At 72.8% G+C, this 22,138-nt stretch carries 26 protein-coding genes; 16 read left to right on the top strand and 10 right to left on the bottom strand.

Annotated features, from left to right (window positions below; genetic code table 11):
* Positions 1–9: 9 nt before the first annotated feature.
* The 4 genes from AB7F12_RS04845 (at position 10) to AB7F12_RS04830 (ending at position 4,233) form a co-directional block, all read left to right on the top strand.
* Positions 10–846 carry a carbohydrate ABC transporter permease gene (locus tag AB7F12_RS04845; protein WP_428498054.1) on the top strand — a complete coding sequence of 279 codons (837 nt, stop codon included), beginning with the start codon at positions 10–12 and terminating at the stop codon, positions 844–846.
* Between the two features lie 7 nt (positions 847–853).
* Positions 854–2,053, top strand: a complete 1,200-nt coding sequence (locus tag AB7F12_RS04840; protein WP_428498011.1) for an ABC transporter ATP-binding protein — start codon at positions 854–856, stop codon at positions 2,051–2,053.
* A gap of 507 nt (positions 2,054–2,560) precedes the next feature.
* Positions 2,561–3,223, top strand: coding sequence for a GntR family transcriptional regulator (locus tag AB7F12_RS04835; RefSeq protein WP_428498012.1), 663 nt, complete (start codon positions 2,561–2,563; stop codon positions 3,221–3,223).
* Positions 3,223–4,233: a 1-aminocyclopropane-1-carboxylate deaminase gene (locus AB7F12_RS04830; RefSeq protein WP_428498013.1), complete on the top strand. Its 1,011-nt coding sequence runs from the start codon at positions 3,223–3,225 to the stop codon at positions 4,231–4,233. The genes AB7F12_RS04835 and AB7F12_RS04830 overlap by 1 nt, the downstream gene beginning before the upstream one ends.
* 133 nt (positions 4,234–4,366) lie before the next feature.
* On the opposite strand, the gene AB7F12_RS04825 is transcribed toward AB7F12_RS04830, so the two are convergent.
* Together AB7F12_RS04825 and AB7F12_RS04820 are read right to left on the bottom strand one after the other, a co-directional pair.
* Positions 4,367–5,206 carry a ParB N-terminal domain-containing protein gene (locus AB7F12_RS04825; RefSeq protein ID WP_428498014.1) on the bottom strand — a complete coding sequence of 280 codons (840 nt, stop codon included), beginning with the start codon at positions 5,204–5,206 and terminating at the stop codon, positions 4,367–4,369.
* Between the two features lie 7 nt (positions 5,207–5,213).
* Positions 5,214–5,861: a metallophosphoesterase family protein gene (locus AB7F12_RS04820; protein WP_428498015.1), complete on the bottom strand. Its 648-nt coding sequence runs from the start codon at positions 5,859–5,861 to the stop codon at positions 5,214–5,216.
* Between the two features lie 77 nt (positions 5,862–5,938).
* Here AB7F12_RS04820 and AB7F12_RS04815 point away from each other — a divergent pair, with 77 nt between their 5' ends.
* Positions 5,939–6,742: a class I SAM-dependent methyltransferase gene (locus AB7F12_RS04815; RefSeq protein WP_428498016.1), complete on the top strand. Its 804-nt coding sequence runs from the start codon at positions 5,939–5,941 to the stop codon at positions 6,740–6,742.
* On the opposite strand, the gene AB7F12_RS04810 is transcribed toward AB7F12_RS04815, so the two are convergent.
* Positions 6,739–7,713: a DUF5914 domain-containing protein gene (locus AB7F12_RS04810; protein ID WP_428498017.1), complete on the bottom strand. Its 975-nt coding sequence runs from the start codon at positions 7,711–7,713 to the stop codon at positions 6,739–6,741. The two genes, AB7F12_RS04815 and AB7F12_RS04810, sit on opposite strands and share 4 nt — an antisense overlap.
* Before the next feature lie 40 nt (positions 7,714–7,753).
* Positions 7,754–8,803: a magnesium/cobalt transporter CorA gene (corA, locus tag AB7F12_RS04805; RefSeq protein WP_428498055.1), complete on the bottom strand. Its 1,050-nt coding sequence runs from the start codon at positions 8,801–8,803 to the stop codon at positions 7,754–7,756.
* 356 nt (positions 8,804–9,159) lie between these two features.
* Here corA and AB7F12_RS04800 point away from each other — a divergent pair, with 356 nt between their 5' ends.
* Entirely contained in the window at positions 9,160–9,663 is a 504-nt protein-coding gene (locus AB7F12_RS04800; protein ID WP_428498018.1) for a MaoC family dehydratase, read from the top strand.
* On the opposite strand, the gene AB7F12_RS04795 is transcribed toward AB7F12_RS04800, so the two are convergent.
* Positions 9,654–10,055, bottom strand: coding sequence for an NUDIX hydrolase (locus AB7F12_RS04795; protein ID WP_428498019.1), 402 nt, complete (start codon positions 10,053–10,055; stop codon positions 9,654–9,656). The two genes, AB7F12_RS04800 and AB7F12_RS04795, sit on opposite strands and share 10 nt — an antisense overlap.
* A gap of 102 nt (positions 10,056–10,157) precedes the next feature.
* On the opposite strand from AB7F12_RS04795, the gene AB7F12_RS04790 reads away from it, so the two are divergent.
* The 5 genes from AB7F12_RS04790 to AB7F12_RS04770 are packed head-to-tail and all read left to right on the top strand — an operon-like array spanning position 10,158 to position 12,987.
* Positions 10,158–10,316: a hypothetical protein gene (locus AB7F12_RS04790; protein ID WP_428498020.1), complete on the top strand. Its 159-nt coding sequence runs from the start codon at positions 10,158–10,160 to the stop codon at positions 10,314–10,316.
* 4 nt (positions 10,317–10,320) lie between these two features.
* Positions 10,321–10,857 (top strand): PH domain-containing protein, encoded by a 537-nt coding sequence (locus AB7F12_RS04785; RefSeq protein ID WP_428498021.1) that lies wholly within the window; start codon positions 10,321–10,323, stop codon positions 10,855–10,857.
* 58 nt (positions 10,858–10,915) lie between these two features.
* Positions 10,916–11,779 carry a PHP domain-containing protein gene (locus AB7F12_RS04780; RefSeq protein WP_428498022.1) on the top strand — a complete coding sequence of 288 codons (864 nt, stop codon included), beginning with the start codon at positions 10,916–10,918 and terminating at the stop codon, positions 11,777–11,779.
* Positions 11,780–11,806: 27 nt separating this feature from the next.
* The gene (locus AB7F12_RS04775; protein ID WP_428498023.1) at positions 11,807–12,703 is read left to right on the top strand and encodes a RecB family exonuclease; all 897 of its coding nucleotides are present in this window, start codon (positions 11,807–11,809) and stop codon (positions 12,701–12,703) included.
* The gene (locus AB7F12_RS04770; protein ID WP_428498024.1) at positions 12,700–12,987 is read left to right on the top strand and encodes a hypothetical protein; all 288 of its coding nucleotides are present in this window, start codon (positions 12,700–12,702) and stop codon (positions 12,985–12,987) included. Before AB7F12_RS04775 ends, AB7F12_RS04770 begins: the two co-directional genes overlap by 4 nt.
* 57 nt (positions 12,988–13,044) lie before the next feature.
* Here AB7F12_RS04770 and AB7F12_RS04765 read toward each other — a convergent pair whose 3' ends face one another.
* The gene (locus AB7F12_RS04765; RefSeq protein ID WP_428498025.1) at positions 13,045–14,295 is read right to left on the bottom strand and encodes an Rv3212 family protein; all 1,251 of its coding nucleotides are present in this window, start codon (positions 14,293–14,295) and stop codon (positions 13,045–13,047) included.
* Between the two features lie 18 nt (positions 14,296–14,313).
* Complete coding sequence (locus tag AB7F12_RS04760) at positions 14,314–16,032, bottom strand: DEAD/DEAH box helicase (protein WP_428498056.1); 1,719 nt, start codon at positions 16,030–16,032, stop codon at positions 14,314–14,316.
* Between the two features lie 314 nt (positions 16,033–16,346).
* On the opposite strand from AB7F12_RS04760, the gene AB7F12_RS04755 reads away from it, so the two are divergent.
* Both AB7F12_RS04755 and AB7F12_RS04750 read left to right on the top strand, forming a co-directional pair.
* Positions 16,347–17,027 (top strand): ferritin-like fold-containing protein, encoded by a 681-nt coding sequence (locus AB7F12_RS04755; RefSeq protein ID WP_428498026.1) that lies wholly within the window; start codon positions 16,347–16,349, stop codon positions 17,025–17,027.
* 148 nt (positions 17,028–17,175) lie between these two features.
* Positions 17,176–17,406: a DUF3107 domain-containing protein gene (locus AB7F12_RS04750; RefSeq protein ID WP_428498027.1), complete on the top strand. Its 231-nt coding sequence runs from the start codon at positions 17,176–17,178 to the stop codon at positions 17,404–17,406.
* A gap of 92 nt (positions 17,407–17,498) precedes the next feature.
* On the opposite strand, the gene AB7F12_RS04745 is transcribed toward AB7F12_RS04750, so the two are convergent.
* Positions 17,499–17,843 carry a DUF4873 domain-containing protein gene (locus AB7F12_RS04745; RefSeq protein ID WP_428498028.1) on the bottom strand — a complete coding sequence of 115 codons (345 nt, stop codon included), beginning with the start codon at positions 17,841–17,843 and terminating at the stop codon, positions 17,499–17,501.
* Positions 17,840–18,634, bottom strand: coding sequence for a TetR family transcriptional regulator (locus AB7F12_RS04740; protein ID WP_428498029.1), 795 nt, complete (start codon positions 18,632–18,634; stop codon positions 17,840–17,842). Before AB7F12_RS04740 ends, AB7F12_RS04745 begins: the two co-directional genes overlap by 4 nt.
* A gap of 50 nt (positions 18,635–18,684) precedes the next feature.
* Here AB7F12_RS04740 and AB7F12_RS04735 point away from each other — a divergent pair, with 50 nt between their 5' ends.
* From AB7F12_RS04735 to AB7F12_RS04725, 3 genes are read left to right on the top strand one after another with little or no spacing between them, the layout of a single operon-like run.
* Positions 18,685–19,566 (top strand): SDR family NAD(P)-dependent oxidoreductase, encoded by an 882-nt coding sequence (locus AB7F12_RS04735; protein WP_428498030.1) that lies wholly within the window; start codon positions 18,685–18,687, stop codon positions 19,564–19,566.
* Positions 19,563–20,459: an AurF N-oxygenase family protein gene (locus tag AB7F12_RS04730; RefSeq protein ID WP_428498031.1), complete on the top strand. Its 897-nt coding sequence runs from the start codon at positions 19,563–19,565 to the stop codon at positions 20,457–20,459. The genes AB7F12_RS04735 and AB7F12_RS04730 overlap by 4 nt, the downstream gene beginning before the upstream one ends.
* Positions 20,456–21,319: an alpha/beta fold hydrolase gene (locus AB7F12_RS04725; RefSeq protein WP_428498032.1), complete on the top strand. Its 864-nt coding sequence runs from the start codon at positions 20,456–20,458 to the stop codon at positions 21,317–21,319. Before AB7F12_RS04730 ends, AB7F12_RS04725 begins: the two co-directional genes overlap by 4 nt.
* Before the next feature lie 180 nt (positions 21,320–21,499).
* On the opposite strand, the gene AB7F12_RS04720 is transcribed toward AB7F12_RS04725, so the two are convergent.
* On the bottom strand, positions 21,500–22,117 hold the full coding sequence (locus AB7F12_RS04720; protein ID WP_428498033.1) for a TetR/AcrR family transcriptional regulator: 618 nt from the start codon (positions 22,115–22,117) through the stop codon (positions 21,500–21,502).
* Between the last annotated feature and the right edge of the window lie 21 nt (positions 22,118–22,138).

Genomic DNA, 22,138 nt, shown 5'->3' with positions numbered 1-22,138 from the left:
ATGGCGACGATGACTGCGGCCGCCCCCGCCAACAAGAAGCTCGGCTGGAGCGTCATCAACCTCCTGGTGCTCCTCTACGCGCTGATCCCGGTGCTGTGGATCGTCAGCCTGTCGTTCAAGACGGCCGACACGATCACCGACGGCAACTTCATCCCGCGCAGCTGGACCTGGTCGAACTACGCACAGATCTTCCAGATCGACCTGTTCACCAGCGCCCTGCGCAACTCCATCGGCATCGCCATCATCTCGACGGTCATCGCCGTCGTGATCGGCACCATGGCGGCCTACGCGATCGCCCGGCTCGACTTCCCGGGCAAGAAGGCGCTCGTCGGCGTCTCCCTGCTGATCGCGATGTTCCCGCAGATCTCCCTCGTCAGCCCGCTCTTCGACATCGAGCGCGCCATCGGCCTGTTCGACACCTGGCCGGGGCTGATCCTGCCCTACATCACCTTCGCGCTGCCGCTGGCGATCTACACGCTCTCGGCGTTCTTCCGCGAGATCCCGTGGGAGCTGGAGAAGGCGGCCAAGATGGACGGTGCGACGCCGCTGCAGGCGTTCCGCTCCGTCATCGTGCCGCTGGCCGCGCCGGGCGTGTTCACCACCGCGATCCTGGTGTTCATCTTCTGCTGGAACGACTTCCTGTTCGCGGTCTCGCTGACCTCGACGTCGCGCTCGCAGACGGCCACCGTGGCGATCTCGCAGTTCACGGGCGCCTCGCAGTTCGCCGAGCCCACCGGCTCCATCGCGGCGGCCGCCGTGCTGCTGACCATCCCGATCATCATCTTCGTGCTGTTCTTCCAGCGCCGGATCGTCGCCGGCCTGACCTCCGGCGCAGTGAAGGGGTAGGACACCCATGGCAGAGATCGTTCTGGACCACGTCTACAAGCGGTACCCGGACGGCACCCTCGGTGCCGACGACGTCAACATCGAGATCGCCGACGGCGAGTTCATCATCCTCGTCGGCCCGTCGGGATGCGGGAAGTCGACGACGCTCAACATGATCGCGGGCCTCGAGGACATCTCCGAGGGTGAACTGCGCATCGGTGGCGAGCGGGTCAACGAGAAGGCGCCCAAGGACCGTGACATCGCCATGGTGTTCCAGTCCTACGCGCTCTACCCGCACATGACCGTGCGCGAGAACATGGGCTTCCCGCTCAAGCTCGCCAAGTGGTCGAAGGCCGACATCGACAAGAAGGTCACCGAGGCCGCCGAGATCCTCGACCTCACCCAGCACCTCGACCGCAAGCCCGCCAACATGTCCGGCGGCCAGCGCCAGCGGGTCGCCATGGGCCGGGCCATCGTCCGCAGCCCCAAGGCGTTCCTCATGGACGAACCCCTGTCCAACCTGGACGCCAAACTCCGCGTGCAGATGCGGACGATGGTGTCCAAGCTCCAGCAGCGCCTGGAGACCACCACGGTCTACGTCACCCACGACCAGACCGAGGCCATGACGCTCGGCGACCGTATCGTCGTCATGAAGAGCGGTGTGGTGCAACAGGTCGGCTCGCCGCAGCACCTCTACGACGAGCCCGCCAACCTCTTCGTCGCCGGGTTCATCGGCTCACCCGCCATGAACTTCCTGCCGGCCACGCTGGAGAACGGCGCGCTGCGCACCTCGCTCGGCGACCTCGCCATGGCCGACCGGATCCGGCGGGTACTCGAAGGCGCCGACGCGCCGCGTGAGGTCATCGTCGGTATCCGGCCGGAGCACTTCGAGGACGCCGGTGTGGTCGACGACCAGCTCCGCGCCACCGGCTCGGTGTTCACCGCCGAGGTCGACGTGCTGGAGTCGATGGGCTCGGACAAGTTCGCCTACTTCAAGATCGAGGGCGAGCAGGCCGTCTCCGACGACCTCGCCGAGCTCGCCGCCGACGCCGGCACCGCCGACGTCCCCGACGGCGGCGGACAGCTGGTCACCCGGCTGTCCGCGGCCTCGACGGCGCAGGAGGGGCAACGCTCCGAGGTGTGGGTCGACACCGACAAGATCCAGATCTTCGACCCGCACTCCGGCGCGAACCTGACCAGCAGGGACCCGGCCACGGCCAACGCCTGACGCACGGCCACCGGAAGCGGCGCCCTCCTGTGGGAGGGCGCCACTTCTGCGTGTCGGCGCCGTCCACGCCCCTTGACCAGGGCCGCGGTGGCGGCGCGGTCCGGGCGCGGCACGGGACGAGGACGTGGCTGCGAGCGGAGCTGGGGTCAGGGCGCAGTCGGGGTCGGGGCGCAGTCGGGGTGGGGCACTCCCGGTCCTGCAGGAACGGCACTTTCCCGCAGCCCAGTTGCAGGAACGTGCCGTTCCTGCAACCGAGGCGGCCTCGCCTCGCGCCCCCGGGTCCAGCCGGCCGTGCGACCTCCACCGTGTGCTGAGCGCTGCTGAGACGCGCTGGTGACACGTCGGGGCGCCGTGACGCCGGCGAACGTGTCGTCGGGGCTCGGGAGCTGCGCTCGCGAGACGTTCGCCGGCTGCGGGAGCGCGACCGGAGCCAGTGCGAGTCGACGGGGCGGATGTGGGCCGTTCGGCGGGTTGACGCACCACCATATGCAGTGTGCAATATTTCGCATGCCGGTTCCTGCTCGCGATGGCCTGCTCGCGACGTCGCTGCTGCGCGACCGCGCCTACACCGCGATCCGCGACGCCATCGTCGACGGCACGCTCGCGCCGGGGGAGAGGCTCGTCGACGCCGAGCTGTCGTCGTGGCTCGGCGTCAGCCGCACCCCGATCCGGGAGGCGCTCGGGCGGCTCGAACGTTCAGGGCTGGTGCAGACCCGGCCCGGGCACTCCACCGTCGTCAGCCCCGTCCGTGCCCGCGAGACGGCGGCCGCACAGTCGGTCGTCGCCGCGATGCACGAGCTCGCCACCCGCGAAGCGGTCCCGCTGCTGTCGGCCACCGACCTCGACGCGATGCGCGCCGCCAACGCGCGCTTCGCCGATGCATTGCGCGACAACGATATCGACGCCGCGGTGGCTGCCGACGACGACTTCCACGACGTCACCGTCGCCGCCTCGGGCAACCCGGCGGCGCGTGCCGTGCTCGACCAGTTCGGGCCGGTCCTGCGCCGCGTCGAACGGCTGCGGTTCGGGTCGCTGGCCGGGCGGGCGTCGGTCGCCCAGCACGACCGCATCGTCGAGCTCTGCGCGGCGGGCGACGCCGAGGGTGCCGCCCTGCACACGCGGGAGAACTGGCAGACCCTCGCCCTGCTCGTCGCAACCCTGGAGGACTGATGGCACTGTCGGACTTCCCCCGCCACCCCCTGCTGTTCGGGCCCAGTCCGGTGCACCCGCTGGAGCGCCTCACCGCGCACCTGGGCGGCGCCCGGATCTGGGCCAAGCGCGAGGACTGCAACTCCGGACTCGCCTACGGAGGCAACAAGACCCGCAAGCTGGAATACCTCGTCCCCGAGGCCCTGGCGCAGGGTGCGACGCACCTCGTCTCCATCGGCGGCGTGCAGTCGAACCACACCCGGCAGGTCGCCGCGGTCGCCGCGAAGCTCGGGCTGAAGGCCCGGCTGGTGCAGGAGAGCTGGGTCGACTGGCCCGACGCCGTGAACGACCGCGTCGGCAACATCCTGTTGTCGCGCATCATGGGCGCCGAGGTCGAGCTGGTCGAGGCGGGCTTCGGGATCGGCTTCAAGAACAGCTGGGAGCAGGCCCTCGACGACGTGCGCTCCCACGGTGGGGTGCCCTACGCGATCCCCGCCGGCGCGTCGGACCATCCGCTGGGCGGGCTCGGGTTCGCCGGCTGGGCCGACGAGGTCGCCGCGCAGGAGCAGGAGCTGGGCGTCTTCTTCGACACGATCGTGGTCTGCAGTGTCACGGGCTCGACGCAGGCCGGGATGATCGCCGGGTTCGCGGGGCAGGACCGGCCGCGCCGGGTCCTGGGCATCGACGCCTCGGCGACGCTCGCGGAGACCCACGCCCAGGTCGCGAAGATCGCCCGCAACACGGCCGCGACGATCGGCCTGGGGCGCGATCTGCGCGACGACGAGATCGTCGTGCTCGAGGGCTGGGCGGGCGACGAGTACGGCATCCCGGTGCAGTCGACGCTCGACGCGATCCGGCTCACCGGCTCGCTGGAGGGGGTCATCATCGACCCGGTGTACGAGGGCAAGTCGATGGCCGGGCTGATCGACCTCGTCCGCAGCGGGGAGATCGGCGGGGACTCCACCGTCCTCTACGCCCATCTCGGCGGCCAGCCCGCCCTCAACGCCTACAGCGCGCTCTTCCGCTCCTGACCCGTGGGAGTCCGGCCGCAACCGCACGGCTCCGGACGGGCCGCGGGACAGCAGTGGGGTTGCGCGCGGAGGGTCGGCCGCAACCTCACGGCGCGCAGCGGGCCGGTCGGCAGCAGTGGGGTTGCGCGCGGGGTCAGCGGCGGCGGTCGGCCTGCAGGCGGGCGACGACCTCGTCGTCCCAACGGTGCGTGCGCATCAGGCGGTAGCGGTGGCAGGCGAGCTGGAGGAAGGCCTCGGCGTCGGTGCGGTCGCCGATGAGGTCGGCCTGGCGCAGCATCCGCACCACCGGCATGAACTCCTCGGCCCACCAGCGCCGGGAGACGGTGGTGCGGTCGAGGAAACGGTTCTCGTGCTGCATCAGCCGGAACCCCCAGGCCTCGACGGTCTCCGACAGCTCGGCGTAGCTCCAGGGGTCGCGGACCTCGATGGAGTCCAGCGCGGTTCCGCTGAGCGGGACGCGTTCGAGGAAGACGCGGCGCAGGTCCTTGGTGATGAGGTCGCCGCGGTGGACGAGCCCGTCGGGGGCGATGCGCGTCGTGACCTCGGTGACGCGGGCCTCGATGGACCGCAGCCCGAGGGCGTGGGCGACGGAGACGCGGTGGTGGCCGTCGCGGACGAAGTGCAGGCCGCCGACGCGGTAGACGTCGATGGGCGGGATGGTCTCGCCGCGGCGTTGGGCGCGGGCGAGACGCTCCCAGCGTTCGCGGGTGCGCTGGTTGCGGGGCCGGAAGCGGCGGTCGAAGTCGCGGGTGCGGTCGACGGAGCCGACGATGGAGTCGAGGTCGATGACGCGCAGCCCGAGGCGGCGTTCGCCGGTGCGCCCGAGCGCGGAGACGACCTCGTCGAAGGGCAGGATCTCCGAGACGTCGTCGGGTTCGCGGCGCAGCCAGGTGGCGAGCCGGGAGAGCACTGCGCGGCGGCGGGCGCGCAGGAAGTCGTACTCGGCGTCGACCTGGCCGAACCCTGTCTCCATCCGGTGTTCAGAGCTCCAGGACCCTGCGGCCGACGACGTTGATGACGCGCGTCGTGCCGATCCGGCGGTCGGGCACGGCTTCGCCGTGCGGGTGGATGTGGCCGTGCAGCAGGACGCGCGGGCGCAGGGCGGAGACGACGGCGTGCAGGCAGTCGAAGCCGTGGTGGGGGCCGTCCTCGCGGTCGCCGCAGGCGCGCGGCGGGGCGTGGGTGAGCAGGACGTCGACGTCGCGGCCGTCGCGGCGGTGGAGCCTGCGGGCGGTGCGGACGAGGCGGCGGGCGCGGCGGGTCTGTTCGGCCTGGCTCCACTGGTTGGGGCCGGGCCGGTAGCGGACCGAGCCGCCGAGGCCGGCGACGCGGAGCCCGGCGACGTCGACGACACGGCCGTCGGCGTCGACGAACCCGGCCGGTCCGGGCCAGGGGCTGGGGTGCCCGGCTCGGGTCCACATGCCGCGGTGCTGGCGGTAGCCGGAGAGGTCGGCGTCGTGGTTGCCGGGGACGAGGACGCCGGGGCGGTCGGTGCGGTCGCAGAGTTCGGCGAGGTAGTCGAAGGGGAGGTCGCCCGCGGCGACGACGACGTCCACACCGAGCCGCCGGACCGCGTCGGTGCGCAGACCGGCGACCTCCTCGTCGCTGACCGCGAGTGCTCTGACCATCGCGCGCCAGACTAGAGCGCGGGCGCGGACGGCGCGTCCGGTCGGCGGACTGCCTGTCCGTGCGTCAGGATGCGGGCGTGGCCGGATCCGGGAAGTCGCGGGCGGTGGACCCGTCGTCGGTCGCGAAGGCCTTCGACGCGCACGCCCGCACCTACGACAAGCTCGTCGGCGCCAACCCTGGCTACCACGAGCATCTGCGGTTGTCGGCGAAGCGGATGGGGCTGACGAAGGGCGCCGGTATGCGGCTGCTCGACCTGGGGTGCGGGACGGGGGCGTCGACGGCGGCGCTGCTCGATGCGTTCCCGGGGTCGCAGGTGACGGCGGTGGACGCGTCGGCGGAGATGCTGGCGCAGGCGCGGCGCAAGAACTGGCCGCCGGGGGTGCGGTTCGTGCACTCGCGGATGGAGGACCTCGACCGGGCGGGTGTGCAGGGGCCGTTCGACGGCATCCTCGCCGCGTATCTGGTGCGCAACCTGAAGGATCGCGACGCGGGGCTGGCCCGGATGCTGGAGCTGCTGGCGCCGGGGGCGCCGTTGGCGGTGCACGAGTACTCGGTGCGGGACTCCGCGCGCAGCAGGATGAAGTGGAACCTGGTGTGCGCCATGGTGATCATCCCGATGGGCAAGCTGCGCACGGGGTCGGGGGACATCTACCGCTATCTGCGGCGCAGCGTCGTGGAGTTCGACGGGGTGTCGACGTTCACCGACCGGATGAGCCGGGCGGGGTTCGAGGACATCCGGGTGCAGACGATGGACGGCTGGCAGACCCACGTCGTGCACACGTTCCTGGGGAGGCGGCCGCCGCTCTCGGCGGACGATCCGCTGTTCGATCCGCAGGTCGCCGAGGTGGAGACGCCGCCGGAGGGTGTCTCGGTCGTCTAGGAGGACCGGACCGTGTAGCGGCGCTCGGCGTAGTCCATGTCGTCGCGCCACAGGCGCCGGGCGGTGCGTTCCATCAGGGGTCGGACGAGCCCGGCGACGCGGCGGACGTGCCGGAACCCGGCCCGGTCGGAGGTGGCGATCGTCGCCTCGATCATCGCGGTGCGGGGCAGCCCGTCGGGGCCGGGGCGCAGGGGCGTCGCGTGGGTCTCGACGACGCTGCCGGTGCCTTCGCCGTCGACGATCTCCATGGTGACGGTGCGCGGGTCGGGGCAGGTGAAGGCGGCGTGGACGGGTACGCCGAGCTGCCGCGACACCCGGAAGGTCACCTCGACGAGAAATCGGTCCTGCGCGGGCGGGCAGTCGCGCGGCGGCGCCGACACCACCCGTAGCGACGCGAACGAGTACGGGTGCAGCCACGCCCCGTGCCACGGGTCGAGCCGGTTGGCGACGATGTCCTGGGGCTCGCACCGCCCGACGACGGTCGCGACCGCCGACAACGACCCCTCGACCGGCGGCCGCGGTCCGAGGAACGGGGCGTCCGACGGGGCCGAGCCGGGCAGCCGCACCCAGGCGAGCACACCGTCGTCGTGGGCGGGGTAGGTGACCCAGTTCGGCCGGCCGCCGGGTGGCAGCGCCAGCCCGTGCCAGCGGCAGACGAGGGCGCCGTCGTGGACGGGGGCGTAGCACAGGGCGGCGCCGAGGTGGGGGCACGCGCCCGGTCCGGCGTGCAGGGTTCCGGCGTCGTCGCGCCAGGCGACGACCTCCCGTCCGTCGACGACCCGTCCGAACGCGCGCCCGGGCGTCACCTCGCGGCTGCCGGCGAGCACGAACCAGCCACCGGTCGGACGGTCGAGTGCGCGCTGCAGCGCGGCGTCGATGAGCGCGGGGGAGGCTTCGCGCCAGGCGGGCTCCTGACGTTCCCAGGCTGGGGTGTGCAGCCGCCGCAGCGGCGTGATCGGCCGGTCCTTCACCCCCGCGAGGCTAGCGGCGGTGCCGCCGGCCTGCGCGTCGTCAGAGCCACCCGTTCTTGCGGAAGTTGCGGTAGAGGGTTCCGCAGATGAGCCCGATCGCGATGATCACCATCGGGTAGCCGAAGTTCCAGTGCAGCTCGGGCATGACGTCGAAGTTCATGCCGTAGATGCCCGCGATCATCGTCGGCACCGAGATGAGGCCCGCGTAGGCGGTGATCTTCCGCATGTCGTTGTTCTGTCGCATGCTGATGCGGGCGAGCATGGCGTCGACCAGCGTCGTGAGGATTTCGTTGAAGCCCGCGACGCGCTCCGCGACCGTCGACAGGTGGTCGTCGACGTTGCGGAAGTAGGACCGCACCTCGTGGGGCACCAGCGACGAGTAGCCCTCGGTGAGCTTGCGCATGGGCGCCACCAGCGGGGTCACCGCGCGGCGCAGCTCGAGGACCTCACGCTTCATGACGTAGATCTGTTCGGCGTCCATCGTCGAGCGCGGGGTGAAGACCTCGGCCTCCATCTCGTCGATGTCGTCCTCGATGGCCTCGGTGACCGCGAGATAGGCGTCGACCACGTGGTCGGTGACGGCGTGGAGCACCGACGCCGGGCCGAGGGCGAGCTGCTCGGGGTCGGCCTCCAGCTTGTGCCGCACGTCGCGCAGCCCGGAGTGGCGGCCGTGGCGGACGGTGATGACGAAGTCGCGGCCCACGAACACCATGACCTCACCGGTCTCGACGAGCTCGTTGGCGGTGGTCGGCTCGGCGTGGCCGACGTAGCAGACCGTCTTGAGCACCATGAACAGCGTGTCGTCGTAGCGTTCGAGCTTGGGCCGCTGGTGGGCGTTGACCGCGTCCTCGACGGCGAGCTCGTGCAGTCCGAAGGTCTCGGCGATGCCGTTGATCTGCTCGTCGGACGGTTCGTGCAGGCCGATCCAGACGAACCCCTCGCCGCGGCGGCGGACCTCCTCGATGGCGGCGTCGTGCGCCCAGCGCCCCTCGACGCGCGCGCCGTCGATGTACACCGCGCAGTCGACGACGTAGGCCGACATGGGGACCCGCAGCTTCGGCGGCAGCGTCGCGGGCGGCCCGCCGCCCAGGCGGTTGCGGGTGCTCGCACGGATCACGGGGCGGATGGACGACAGCGGTGGCACGGGAACCTCCAGGCCTGGCAAGGCACAGGGCGGCGGCGCCGTCGACCTCGACGAGCGGGCCCTGCACGGGACACGACGTGACCGGCGTCCCTGCCGGGCGGCCCGACCGGTCAGCCGGTCTGGTGGCGCCTCCGCACGGGGACGCGGCATCTACTGCAACCGGGTGCCGTCGGCACCGCGCCCACCTCCTTCCCGCTGCTCCGCATGTGTGACGAAGGCGGCCGGCCGAGGGGCCGGACCAGCGCTGTTCCGCGAGTTAGATTACCCGTCCACCTTGTTACTCGGCACTGGAGGCGGGGACGTTGCAGTTCGGTCGGTACTTCGAGGAATTCGAGGTCGGGGCGGTCTACAAGCACTGGCCCGGCAAAACGGTCACCGAGTACGACGACCACCTTTTCTGCCTCATCACGATGAACCACCACCCGCTCCACATGGACGTGCACTACGCCGAGGAGACGACGGACTTCGGCAAGAACGTCGTCGTCGGCAACTACGTGTACTCGCTGCTGCTGGGGATGTCGGTGGCCGACGTCTCGGGCAAGGCGATCGCCAACCTCGAGGTGGAGTCGCTCAAGCACACGAAGCCGACGTTCCACGGCGACACGATCTACGGCGAGACCCGTGTCCTCGACAAGACCGAGTCGAAGTCGAAGGACGACCGGGGTGTCGTGTACGTCGAGACGATCGGCTACAAGCAGGACGGCACCGTCGTGTGCACGTTCCGGCGCAAGGTGATGGTCCCGAAGCGCAAGTACGGCGAGACCCGCGGCGGCGAGCAGCCCGGCCGCCCGACGCCTCAGGTCTGACGGGGCAGGACTCCCCAGGCGCCCAGGGTCTCGACGAGCTCGTCGACCAGGGGGAGCGCCGCGAACTCGGCGGCGGAGACCCAGCGGACGTCGGCCGCGTCGTCGCCGGCGCGCAGCGTCCCGCCGACGGCGCGGGCGGAGTAGTCCGCGATGGCGTAGTTCCCCCGGACGACGCGACCCACGAGCGGGCCGGGCTCGACCACTAGCCCGGTCTCCTCGGCCAGCTCCCTGACCAGGGCTTGTGCGTCGGTCTCGCCGGGTTCGACGCGGCCGCCGGGCACCGACCACAGCCCGGCGCCGGGCTCGTTGGCCCGTTTGACGAGGAGCAATCGGCCATCGGTGTCATGGACGATTGCACCCACACAGGGCACGTGTCGGCTACGGTCGGTCATCGATTGGAACGGTACGCTGCCCTTTGTGGCCGGTACCTCGCAGCCCGCGGCACCGGTACAAATGATCAGGTCAGCGCAACTCGTGCCGGAACGGTGGTACTGGTGAACGTCAAGAAGATCGTCGGCATCCTCGCCATCGCTCTTGTGATCTTCTTCATCGTCACGTCGCCGTCCGGGGCGGCGAACCTGCTGGGGAACATCGGCACCATCCTGAGCAACGCGGCGACGTCCATCATCTCGTTCTTCCAGCAGCTCTTCTGATCCCGTGCTCGCGCCACGGGAGATCGACGAGTACCTGCTCCCCACGGAGCGGCGGGTCATCCGTGTGCGCCAGCACTGGGCGGTGATGACGAAGCACATCCTGCAGACGGGCCTGTTCCTGGCTCTGATGATCGTCATCCAGGTGAACGTGCCCACGAACATCATCGTCGACAACCTGACGTTCTACCTGGCGCTCGTCGCCCTGCTCAGGTTCACCGTCAACACGATGCTGTGGTGGATCGAGCGGATCGTGATCACCGACAAGCGCGTGATGCTGGCGCAGGGGATCATCGTCCACAACGTCGGCATGATGCCGCTGGGCAAGGTCACCGACCTGACGTTCCGGCGCACGCTCGCGGGCCGCACCCTCGGCTACGGGACGATGGTCGTGGAGTCGGCCGGTCAGATCCAGGCGCTCAACAAGATCGACTACATGCCTCGCCCCGAGGAGATCTACGAGGCCCTCTCCGAGCTCGTGTTCGGGGAGAAGGGCAAGACCCGCGCCACGGGCATGCTCTCCAAGCCGCGCTGGCGTCGCTGACCTGCCGGCCCGGGCGGTCTGCGGAACACCTCGCGCCCACCCCGGGTTAACGTCGGGCGTGCCCCGCATCGACCTGCACGCCCACACGAACACCTCCGACGGAACCGACACGCCCGAGGAGCTGGTCGCCACGGCCGCGGCCGCCGGCGTCGACGTCCTGGCCATCACCGACCACGACACGACGGGCGGCTGGGACCGCGCCGCCGCCGCGCTGCCCGCGGGGATGCGGCTGGTCCGCGGCGCGGAGTTCTCCTGCGTGTCCGACGACGGTCGCGGCGGCCGGGTGTCGGTGCACCTGCTGGGCTATCTGTTCGACCCCGCCCATCCCGCGATCACCGCGGAGCAGGAGCGGCTGCGCGGCGAACGCGTCGAACGGCTGCGCGCCATGACGGCGAAGATGGCCGACGCGGGCTACCCCGTCGACACCGCGAAGGTGTTCTCGTTCCTGCCCGCGGGTGCGACCGCGGGCCGGCCGCACCTGGCGCGGGCGCTCGTCGCGGCGGGGGTCGTCGCGTCGGTCGACCAGGCGTTCGCCGAGCTGCTCTACACCGGCAGCCCGTTCTACGTGCCCAAGGCCGACACCCCGGTGACGCGGGCCGTCGAGATGATCCGCGACGCGGGCGGGGTCAGCGTGTTCGCGCACCCGCTGGCGCGCAAGCGCGGCCGGGTCGTCGAGCCGTCCGTGATCGCCGACCTGGCGGCCGCCGGGCTCGCCGGCGTCGAGGTCGACCATCGCGACCACGCCCCCGACGACCGCGACCTGCTGCGCGGGCTCGCCGCCGAGACCGGGCTGCTCATGACGGGGTCCAGCGACTACCACGGCACCAACAAGACGATCCCGATCGCCGCCGAGACCACCGACCCCGAGCAGTTCGAGGCACTGGTGGCGAAGGCGGACGGTGTCGAGGTGCTCACGGGCTGAGCAGGCTCCCGCGCTACCGTGACCGGCATGGGTGCGGACACGGGGCAGCTCGGGTTCGACCTCGGCGTCGACGTCAGGCCCATACCCCGCGCCACCCCCGCCCGGCTCGCGAGCTGGGAGGGGTGCCCGCGCCGGTTCCGGATGGCCTACCTCGACCGGCCGGCACCCGCCCGCGGCGGTGCATGGGCCCACCACACGCTCGGCGCCGTCGTCCACCTCGCCCTGCGGGCACTGTTCGACCTGCCCGCGAGCGCCCGCACCCCCGAGGCCGCCGAGGCGCTGCTCGACCGCAACTGGTCGGCCGAGGGCTACCGCGACCGGGCGCAGTCCGACCGCTACCGCGCGGCGGCCCGCGGCTGGCTCGCCGCCTACGCCGCCGACCACGAGCTCGACGACCCCACGGCGGCCCCCGCGGGCGTCGAACGCTGGGTGTCGGAGACCGTCGGCGCGGGGGAGCGCAGGCTCGTCGCCGAGGGCCGGGTCGACCGCATCGACACCCGCGGTCCCGAGGCGGTCGTCGTCGACTACAAGACCGGCCGCCACGTCCCCACCGACGACGACGCCCGCGACTCCCGCGCACTCGCCCTCTACGCCGCCGCCACCGCAGCGGCCCTGTACCGACCCTGCCGGCGCGTCGAGCTCCACCACGTGCCGACGGGCCACGTCGCGGTGTACGAGCACGACGCCGCCACCCTCGGGGCCCATCTCGACCGCGCCCACGAGCTGGCCACCGCGGCCGACACCGCCGCCGAGGCGCTCGCAGACGGGGGCGACCCGCAGGCGCTGTTCCCGCCGCGCCCCTCGCCCGGCTGCGCCACCTGCGACGTGCGCCGGCACTGCCCCGAGGGCCGGGCCGCCGCCCCCTCGCCGCCGCCGTGGGCGTACCTGCGTGACCTGCCGGCGGCCGACGAAGGCACCCCGTGACGCGCCCGGCCACGTCGGGACGGCTGCTGCGGGGCCTGTCGGGTACCGCGGCGGGCGGGCTCGTCGCCCTGTTCGTGGTGCTGCTGGTCGGCTGGATGCTCACCACCCGCACCGGGTCCGCCGGGCCGGGGACGGGAATGCTCGTCGGTCACGGCCTCGCCGCGGCGGCCGCCGTCGTCGCCCAGGTGGCGGCCGACCGCCGTCGCGACGGCGTCGCGACGCTGTGCTCGCTCGGCATCCTGGCGCTCGCGGTCGTCGTGCTGTGCGGCTACTGGCTGTTCTGACCGGCCCGCCGCGGTGTCCCGCCGCCCGGCGGTGGCGGCTGTCCCGTCCGGCCGGGGTCAGGCCGGTCGCAGCGCCACGAGATCGGGGCCGCGCTGCTCCAGCAGGACCGACCCCGCGACGGCCGGCTGCACCGGTCCGGTCCAGCCGCCGCGGTCGACCGCGATCGTGCGGGTCACCGTGCCCGTGAACGGGTCGACCACGGCCAGCCCGTCCGGAACCGGCACGAGGACCGCGTCGCCGTAGCGCACGCCCGGACCCCGGGTGTCCGGCAACGTCCACACCGGCTGCAGGTCGGCCCGGTCGAGCGCGACGGTCGCCGAACCCGTCCACCAGTAGATGCGCCGGTCGTCCGACGTCGTCGCCGCCACCCCACCGGGGGGCTCGGTGGTGAGATCCGCGTCGGGCACCGTGAGCGGCGTCGTCGACATGACACCGCCCTGCCCGTCGACGGTCTCCAGCCGGGCCGGGCCGGGTCGCGCGACGGCCACCCGGTCGCCCGCGGCCGCGACCACCTGGCCGTGCGCACCGGGCTGCAACGCCGAGAACAGCACCTCGGGTGCCGTCGCGTCGGAACCCCCGTCGGGGGCGATGACCGTCAACCGGTCCTGGTCCTCGCCGGGGCAGCGCTCCAGCACCGCGAGCCGGCCCTGCGTGATCGCGAACGAGTCGAGCGTGCAGTCGGGATAGGGCTGCCGGCCCGGCTGGTCGGGGGTGTCGACGGTGCCGAACTCCGTCGTCTTCACCAGGTCCGAGCGCACGACCTGCAGGTAGCGCGGTCCGGTGAGCGCGACGAGGGTGCCGGAGTCGAGCAGCCGCGTACCGGGCAGCGCGTTCGGGTTGCTGTACACACGGCGGGCGCCGGTCGAGGGCACCAGCACGGTCAGCTCACTGCACGCGTCGCCCGCCGCGTTGCGGTAGAGCGCCATGACCTGGCCGAACCCGATCGCGGCCGTGCAGACGGCGTCGTCACGGGTGTAGCTCCAGTGCGTCGCGCCGGTGGCCGCGTCGCGCCCCGCGACCTCGCCGTCGGCCGCCGTCACGACGGCCGGGCCGGCGACGAGCGGCACCGGTGTGCCCGGGCTCGCCGCCCGCCACGCCTCGGCGAACCCCGCGGGCGGGGACGCCTGCGACAGCGGTGGGGGCGGGAAGGACCCGGCCGCAGCGGTGACCGAACGGGTCGTCGCGGCCGCGCTCGTCCGCCAGACCAGCACACCGCCCGCGACGAGGGCGACCGCCAGGGCGACGGCCACCACCACGTCGGCGCGGCGCCACCGCTCCGGGCGGACGGAGCTCCGAGCGCGCAGCACCTCCCGAGACTACGACCGTCAGCTGGCGGCGGCGTCCGGGGCCGACTCGCCGTCGGCGCCACCGGAACCGCCTCGGCGGGCACCGCCCCGGCGACGGCGACGGCGCGGCTTCGCACCCTCGCCCGCCTCGCCGGCCTCCGCGGACACCGGGTCCGGGCCGGTCGTCGGTGCTGCCCTGACCGGGCCCTCGGCGGCGGGGGCCGCCTCACCCTCGACCGTCACGCCGCCGCGGGTGCGGCTGCGCGAACGTCGCTGGCGGCGCTCGGCGGGACCGTCGTTGCGGTCGCGGTCACGACCGCTGCGGCGACGCCCGGAACCCTGGTGGTCGCCCTCGTTGTCGACGTACTCCGCGTCGAGACCGGCCCGGGTCCGCTTGGCCAGCGGCAGCCGCCCGGTGGAGTCGGTGGGGATCTCGAGGTCGGTGTAGAGGTGGTCGGACGTCGAGTAGGTCTCGACCGGCTCGTCGATGCCCAGGCCGAGGTCGTCGCTGACCATCTTCCAGCGCGGCATCTCGTCCCAGTCGACGAGCGTGACCGCCACGCCCTCCTTGCCGGCGCGGCCGGTGCGGCCGATCCGGTGGACGTAGGTCTTCGAGTCCTCGGGGCACTGGTAGTTGACGACGTGCGTCACGTCGGTGACGTCGATGCCGCGGGCGGCGACGTCGGTGGCGACGAGGACGTCGACCTTGCCGGAGCGGAACGCGCGCAGCGCCTGCTCGCGGGCGCCCTGGCCGAGGTCGCCGTGGACGGCCGCGGCGGCGAACCCGCGCTCGGCGAGGTCGTCGGCGACGCGCTGCACGGTGCGCTTCGTGCGGGCGAAGATCATCGTCAGGCCGCGGTCCTTGGACTGCAGGACGCGGGTGAGCAGCTCGACCTTGTCCATCGCGTGCGCGCGGTAGACGAGCTGCTTCGTGCGCTCGTGGATGGAGCCCTGGTCGGACTCCTCGGCGCGGATGTGGGTCGGGCGGTTCAGGAAGGCCCGCGAGAGCGCGATGATCGGGCCCGGCATCGTGGCCGAGAACAGCATCGTCTGCCGCTCCTCGGGGAGCATCCGCAGGATGCGCTCGACGTCGGGCAGGAAGCCCAGGTCGAGCATCTCGTCGGCCTCGTCGAGGACCAGCATGCCGACGCGGCCCAGCACCAGGTGGCGCTGCTCGGCCAGGTCGAGCAGCCGGCCCGGGGTGCCGACGACCACGTCCACACCCTTGCGCAGGGCGTTGAGCTGGGGCTCGTAGGCGCGGCCGCCGTAGATCGCGGTGACGCGGACGCCCAGGTGCTTGCCGGCGTCGGAGATGTCCTTGGCGACCTGGACGCACAGCTCACGCGTGGGAACCACGACGAGGGCCTGCGGGACGTCCTTGGCGCGGTCGGCGGTCTCGCCCTCCGCGGTGGCGGCCGGGCGCTCCGACGGCGGGACGATGCGCTGCAGCATCGGGACGCCGAAGCCGAGGGTCTTGCCGGTACCGGTGCGGGCCTGACCGATCAGGTCCTCGCCCGCGAGTGCCAGCGGGAGCGTGAGCTCCTGGATGGCGAAGGTGCGCTCGATGCCGGCCTCGGCCAGCGCCTGCACGATCTCCGGGCGGACGCCGAGCTCGGCGAAGGTGGGTGAGTCGGACCGGACCGGGGCACCCGCCTGCAGCGGGTGTGCCTCTTCGGTCAGCTGCTCGACGTCGGCCTCGGCCGGGGCAGCGGTCTCGGGGTTGTCGGTTGAGTTGTCGTTCGGAACGGACAGTGGGATCGCCTCTCTCCGCGCACAGGAGCCGTTCTCGGTTCGTCGACCACCGGCGTCGGGGACGCTCGGGCGGGAGAACCGGACGAGGCGCTGCACGCACCATGTCATTTCGACGGGTCGGCTCCGTGAGGGTCGGCTCCGCCGTTCGGGCGCGCACCCGGGAAAAGGTCTGAAAACGTCGTGCAGGGCGCTGCGCTGAGCACATCATACCTGCCCGCACCCCGTCACCACGAGCGCGGACACGCCGACGGCGACGTGAGTCTCACCGCTGCCCGCTCGCCCGCACCGGTCACGGGCCGCGGACACTAGGGTTGGTGACCATGGTGGGTGAGACGGCGGACGCGCCGGGCGACGCCGGGGCGCGACCTCCCCAGGCCACGATCGACCTGCTCGGGGTCCTGGCCTACGGGGAGCTGTCGGCGTTCGACCGGCTCGCCGAGGACGCCCGTTCGGCGCCGACCCTCGGGGGCCGCGCCGCGCTGTCGGCCATGGCCGCGGCCGAGATGGGCCACTACAAGCTGCTCGAGGAGTACCTCGTCGGCCACGGCGTGCCCGTCGAGGACGCGATGGCGCCGTTCGTCGTCCCGTTCGACTCCTACAACGCGACGACCGCGCCCCGCACCTGGCTGGAGTCGCTGGTCAAGGCCTACGTCGGTGACGGGCTGGCCGCCGACTTCTACCGGGAGGTCGCCGGCTGGGTCGACCCGCGCACGAGCGAGCTCGTCCAGCGTGTGCTGGCCGACACCGGCCACAGTGCGTTCGCCGAACGCGAGGTCAAGGCCGCCTGTGCGCAGAACCGGCAGGTCCGCGACCGGCTGGCGCTCTGGGGGCGGCGGCTGCTCGGCGAGGCGGTCACCCAGGCCCAGCACATCGTCGCCGAGCGCGACGAGCTGGCCGACTTCATCGTCCGCGGCTCCGGCGACCTCGCGGGCATCGCGGCGCTCATCAAGCGCGTCCAGTCCAACCACGGCAAGCGGATGGCGAACCTCGGGCTGTCCTGACCCGGGAGATCACCCGTGTTCGCCGTGGGCGGACGTGCCGCCGCCTCCTGCCCGGCGGCGCTCGACTAGCCTGGGCCGCGCCGGACGTCCGGAGTTCCGATCCGTGGGTGCGGCAGCCATTCGACTACTCGTGACCAGGAGGTCTCCGGTGGAGGTCAAGATCGGCATCGCGGAGAGCCCGCGGGAGCTCGTGGTGTCCAGCGACCAGACCCCGGAGGAGGTCGAGTCGCTGGTCCGTGACGCCCTGAAGTCCGACGACGGGCTCGTCAGCCTCGTCGACGACAAGGGCAGCCGCTTCGTGGTGCCCGCCGCACGCATCTCCTACATCGAGATCGCGCCGGCCGACGTCCGCAAGGTCGGGTTCGGCGTCGGCGGCTGACACGTCGCAACGCTCGCCACGGGCCCGGCAGGTCACCCTGCCGGGCCCGTGGTGTGTCCGGACGCCCCGGAGCGGCGGGGCGGTCCGGGTGGTCAGGCGTCGTCGGGGTCGAGAGCGACGACGGGCAGCCCGAACGGTGGCGTGCCGATGCCGCTGACGCGGTAGCGGCCCCACGCGTCGACGTCACCGACGCGCGCCTGTGACCGTCCCTGCGGCGTGGTGAGGACGGCGTCGGCGGCGCGGTGGCCCAGCGCCTCGGCCAGGTCGTCGCCGGTGAGCCGGCCGAACCAGTGCATGCGGCCGTCGAGGGGTTCGTGGCGGGAGTCGAGCAGTGCCTGGACCGGCAGCTCACGGTCGCCCACCGTCAGGGTGGCGGGGCCGCGGTAGCCGTCGTCGTCGTGCCGGTGGTGGCCGTTTCTGTGGTCGTGAGTGCTCATCGTCGGGCCTCTCCGGCAGCGGGCGGGTCGGGGACGGCGCGCAGTGTCGTGGCGCCGGGGCGCGGGCCCCGGCCGGCGTCGTCACCCGTGTCCGTACCAAGGGAGTCGTTTTCCGGGGAAACTTTGTTTCCTCGGGGGTTCGTCGAGCGCGCCGGGCCCTCCAGGGTCGCCGACACGCCACCCCAGATCAGCCCGGTCAGGTAGTCGGTGACCGTCGCGCGGCTCATCGTGCGGCGCTCCAGCCACCAGTCGCCCGCGCTCTGCACCATGCCGACGAGCCCGTGCGCCCACACCTCGGCACCGCCGGAGTCGCGGCCCGCGGCGCGCAGCCGTTCGCCGATCAGCACCGCGAGCAGCCGGGCGATCTGGTCGCGGGCGTCGTCGACGATCCCGGCGCCGGCGTCGCGCTCGGCGCTGCCGCCCGTGGGGTTGTGCACGACGAACCGCCACAGCTGGGGCTCGTCCTCGATGCCGGCCAGGAAGGCGTCGACGACGGCGGTGACCTGGGCGCGGGGCTGCAGGTCGGCGGCCAGGGCCGGGACCATGCGTTCCATCAGCATCTCGACGGCGTGCTGCCCGACCGCACGCTGCAAGTCGGCGCGGTCGTCGAAGTAGCGGTAGAGCACGGGCTTGGTGATGCCCGCCCGCGCGGCGATCTCCGCGACCGAGACTCCGGCGCCGTGGGTGCGGACGGCCTCGACGGCCGCGGCGACCATCTCGGCGCGCCGCCGGGCCCGTCGCTGCTCCTTGGACGGGGGTTCCGGCTTGACAGGGGACTCGGGCTCAGGCACGTTACCAGTGGTAACAGTTACCAGTGGTAACAGCAAGCGAGAGGAGCGGCATGTCACGCACGATCCCCGCCGGCAGCCGGGTCCTGGTCACCGGCGCCGCAGGCGGCTTCGGCGCGCCCACCGCCGCCCGGCTGCGCGACGCGGGCGCCCACGTCATCGGCCTCGACCGCGAGCCCGGCGACGGCGTACTGGCCTGCGACATCACCGACGACGCCGCGGTCGACCGGGCCGTCGCCGCCGCCGTCGACCGCCTCGGCGGCCTCGACGCCGTCGTCCACTACGCGGGCATCGGCATCCCCAACGACGCCGGCGGCCCCCTGCGCCCCGACGCCATGCGCGTCATCGACGTCAACCTGCTCGGCGCCTGGCGCGTCACCGCCGCCGCCCTGCCCGCCCTCCAGGCCGCCCGTGGCCGGCGCGGCGGCGCGAAGGCACGCGTCGTGTTCGTCGCCAGCGAGCTGGCCTACCTCACGCTGCCTTTCGTCTCGGCCTACAGCGTCGCCAAGCGCGGTATGACCGCCTACGCCGACGCCCTGCGCCTCGAGTACGGCACCGAGCTGCACGTCACCACCGTCTACCCCGGATACGTGCGCACCCCCATCCACGACGCCGGCCGGGAGGTCGGGCTCGCCCTGGAGGGCCAGGTCCGCCGCGAGGAGGTCGACGACATCGTCGGCACCGTCCTGCGCGTCCTCGGCGCGACGCGCCCGCCCCGCGACACCGCCGGCACCCTCGCCGGTCAGGTCGAGCTCTGGGCCGGCCGGCACGTCCCGGGCCTCGTCGCGTCCGGCGTCGTCCGCAAGCTGCGCGCGCAGGCCGCCTCCGGCCACTACGACGCGTCACCACTGGCCGCGGGCCTCGTCCGCAGGCTCACCGGCCGCGACATCCTGTCCACCGCGCCCACCCGCTCGCAGGAAGGGAGCGTCCGATGACCACCGCCGCACGTGTGAACGACCGCGAGACCACCGCCGACCGGCTGCTGCGCTCGTCGCTCGACCACTCCTACGAACCCTCGATCGACATCGACTGGGACGCCCCGCTCGTCGACGGCGCCTGGGGCCTGCCCGAACACCGCGTCTCCCTCCACGGCACCGAGCTCTGGGACACGCTGACCGGCGAACAGCGCCGCACCCTGTCGATCCACGAGGTCGCCAGCGTCGCCCGCATCGGCCTCTGGTTCGAGATCATCCTGATGCAGATGCTGCTGCGCTACGCCTACGACCGCGACCCCCGCCGCAGCCACATCCAGTACGCGCTCACCGAGATCGCCGACGAATGCCGGCACTCGATCATGTTCGCGCGCATGACCGAGCGCTACGGCGTGCCCGACTACGCCCCCACCGGACTCACCCACGAGCTCGGCCGGCTGTTCAAGACGATCGGCTACGGGCCCGCCATGTTCGCCGGCACCCTGTTCGTCGAGGAGATCCTCGACCAGCTCCAGCGCGAGGCCATGAAGGACGAGACCGTCCAGCCGCTCACGCGCGCGGTCAACACGATCCACGTGACGGAGGAGGCGCGCCACGTCCGGTACGCCCGCGAGGAGCTCATCCGGATCATGCCGCGCACCGGCGCCGTGCAGAAACAGATCGCCCGCTACCTGTCCGCGCGGATCGCGTTCGTGGTGGCGCGCAACCTGATCCACCCCGACGTCTACGCCGCCGTCGGTATCGACCCGAAGGTCGGCAAGGCCGCCGCGCTGGCCAACCCGCACCACCGTGAGACGCTGCGCTGGTCCGCCCGCAAGCTCGTGCCGTTCCTGCGCGAGCAGGGGCTCATCGGCGGCCCGTCGGAGGTCCTGTGGCGCAAGGCGCACCTCGTATGAGCACGCTCTACCACGAAGAGTCCGGGCCCGCCGACGCCGAGGTCACCGTCGTCATGGCCCACGGCTGGACGCTCGACTCCCGGACCTGGTCGCCGGTGGCCGACCGGCTGGGCCGCGACGTCCGGGTGCTGCGCTACGACCACCGCGGCCACGGCCGGTCCGCCGCGGCCGACCCCTCGACGATGACCATCGACCAGCTCGCCGACGACATGGCCGCCGTCATCGCCGACCACGCACCCGACGGCCCCCTCGTGCTCGCCGGTCACTCCATGGGCGGCATGACGATCATGGCGCTGGCCGAGCGCCACCCCGAGCTCGTCGCCACCCGGGTCGCCGGGGTCGCACTCGTGGCGACGGCCAGCGGTGGCCTGGCCGAGAAGGCATTCGGGCTCGGGCCCGCCGCGCTGGCGCGGGTCGGCGCCGCGGAACAACGGCTCTACCGGTCGCGACGCTGGTCCGGGCGCGAGCACCTCAGCGGCGTCCCGGCCCTGCTCTCGCCCGGGCTCCGCTGGCTGCTGCTGGGGGAGCACCCCTCGCGGGAGGCCGTACGGCTCACGACGCGCACGATCGCCGACTGCCGGCCGTCGACGGTCTCCGGCTTCCGCCCGACCCTCGACGCCCACGAACGCGACGCCGCCCTCGCCGCGTTCGCGGAGATCCCGACGGTGGTGCTGGCGGGCTCACGGGACCGGCTGACTCCGCTGCGCCTGGCGCGCCGGATCCAGGAGGGGCTCCCGTCCGCGGAGCTGACGATCTTCCCCGGTGCCGGCCACATGCTGCCCGTGGAGCGGGCCGCGGGGACGGCCGAGCGCATCACGGCCCTGGTCGCCGCCGCGACCCGCCGCGCCCACGCCGCCTGACCGGCCGCCGCCGCTCGGACCCGCCCCACCCGGTGGGCCCCGGTGTGGCCGGGCCACATCCGGCCCGCAACCTCACGGTCCTCGACCGGCTGCGCGGCAGCAGTGAGGTTGCGCGCGGACTGCCGGATGCAACCTCACCGTCGGCGGGCGGCTGGGCGGCAGCGGTGAGGTTGCGCGCGGTCAGTCGTGGATCAGGGGGAAGCCGGCGAGGCCCTTCCAGGCCAGCGCCGACATGAGGTCGATGGCTTCCTCGCGGGGTACCGACTGCTGGGAGTCGAGCCAGTACTGCGCGGTCACCTGGCTCAGCCCCACGAGGCCGACGGCCAGGAGCCGGGCGCGGTCCTCGTCGAGGCCCGCGTCCTCGGTGACCACGGCGGCGACGGCGTCGATGCAGCGGGTCAGGGCCCCGTCGACGACCGCGGCGGCCTCCGGCTCGCGGCGCAGGTCGGACTCGAACACCAGCCGGTAGCCCCGGCCCTCGCCGGCGACGAAGTCGAAGTAGGCCTTGACGGCGGCGTGCACGCGTTCGCGGTTGTCGGGGGTGGCGGCGATGGCGCCGCGGACGGACTCGACCAGCTCGTCGGCGTAGGTGGTGAGCAGCGCCCGGTACAGCTCGAGCTTGCCGGGGAAGTGCTGGTAGAGCACGGGCTTGCTGACGCCCGCGCGCTCGGCGATGTCGTCCATCGCGGCGGCGTGGTAGCCCTGGGCGGCGAAGACGTCGCGGGCGGCGAGCAGCAGCTGCGCCCGCCGGGCACTGCGGGACAACCGCGCGCCGCGATGGACCGGTGTCTCCGTCATGCGGCGTCCGTCCTCCGTCGT

Source organism: Pseudonocardia sp. (assembly GCF_050250275.1).
Lineage (GTDB): Bacteria > Actinomycetota > Actinomycetes > Mycobacteriales > Pseudonocardiaceae > Pseudonocardia.
Note: the sequence above shows the minus strand (reverse complement) of the source record. Positions and strands in the feature narration are given on the sequence as shown.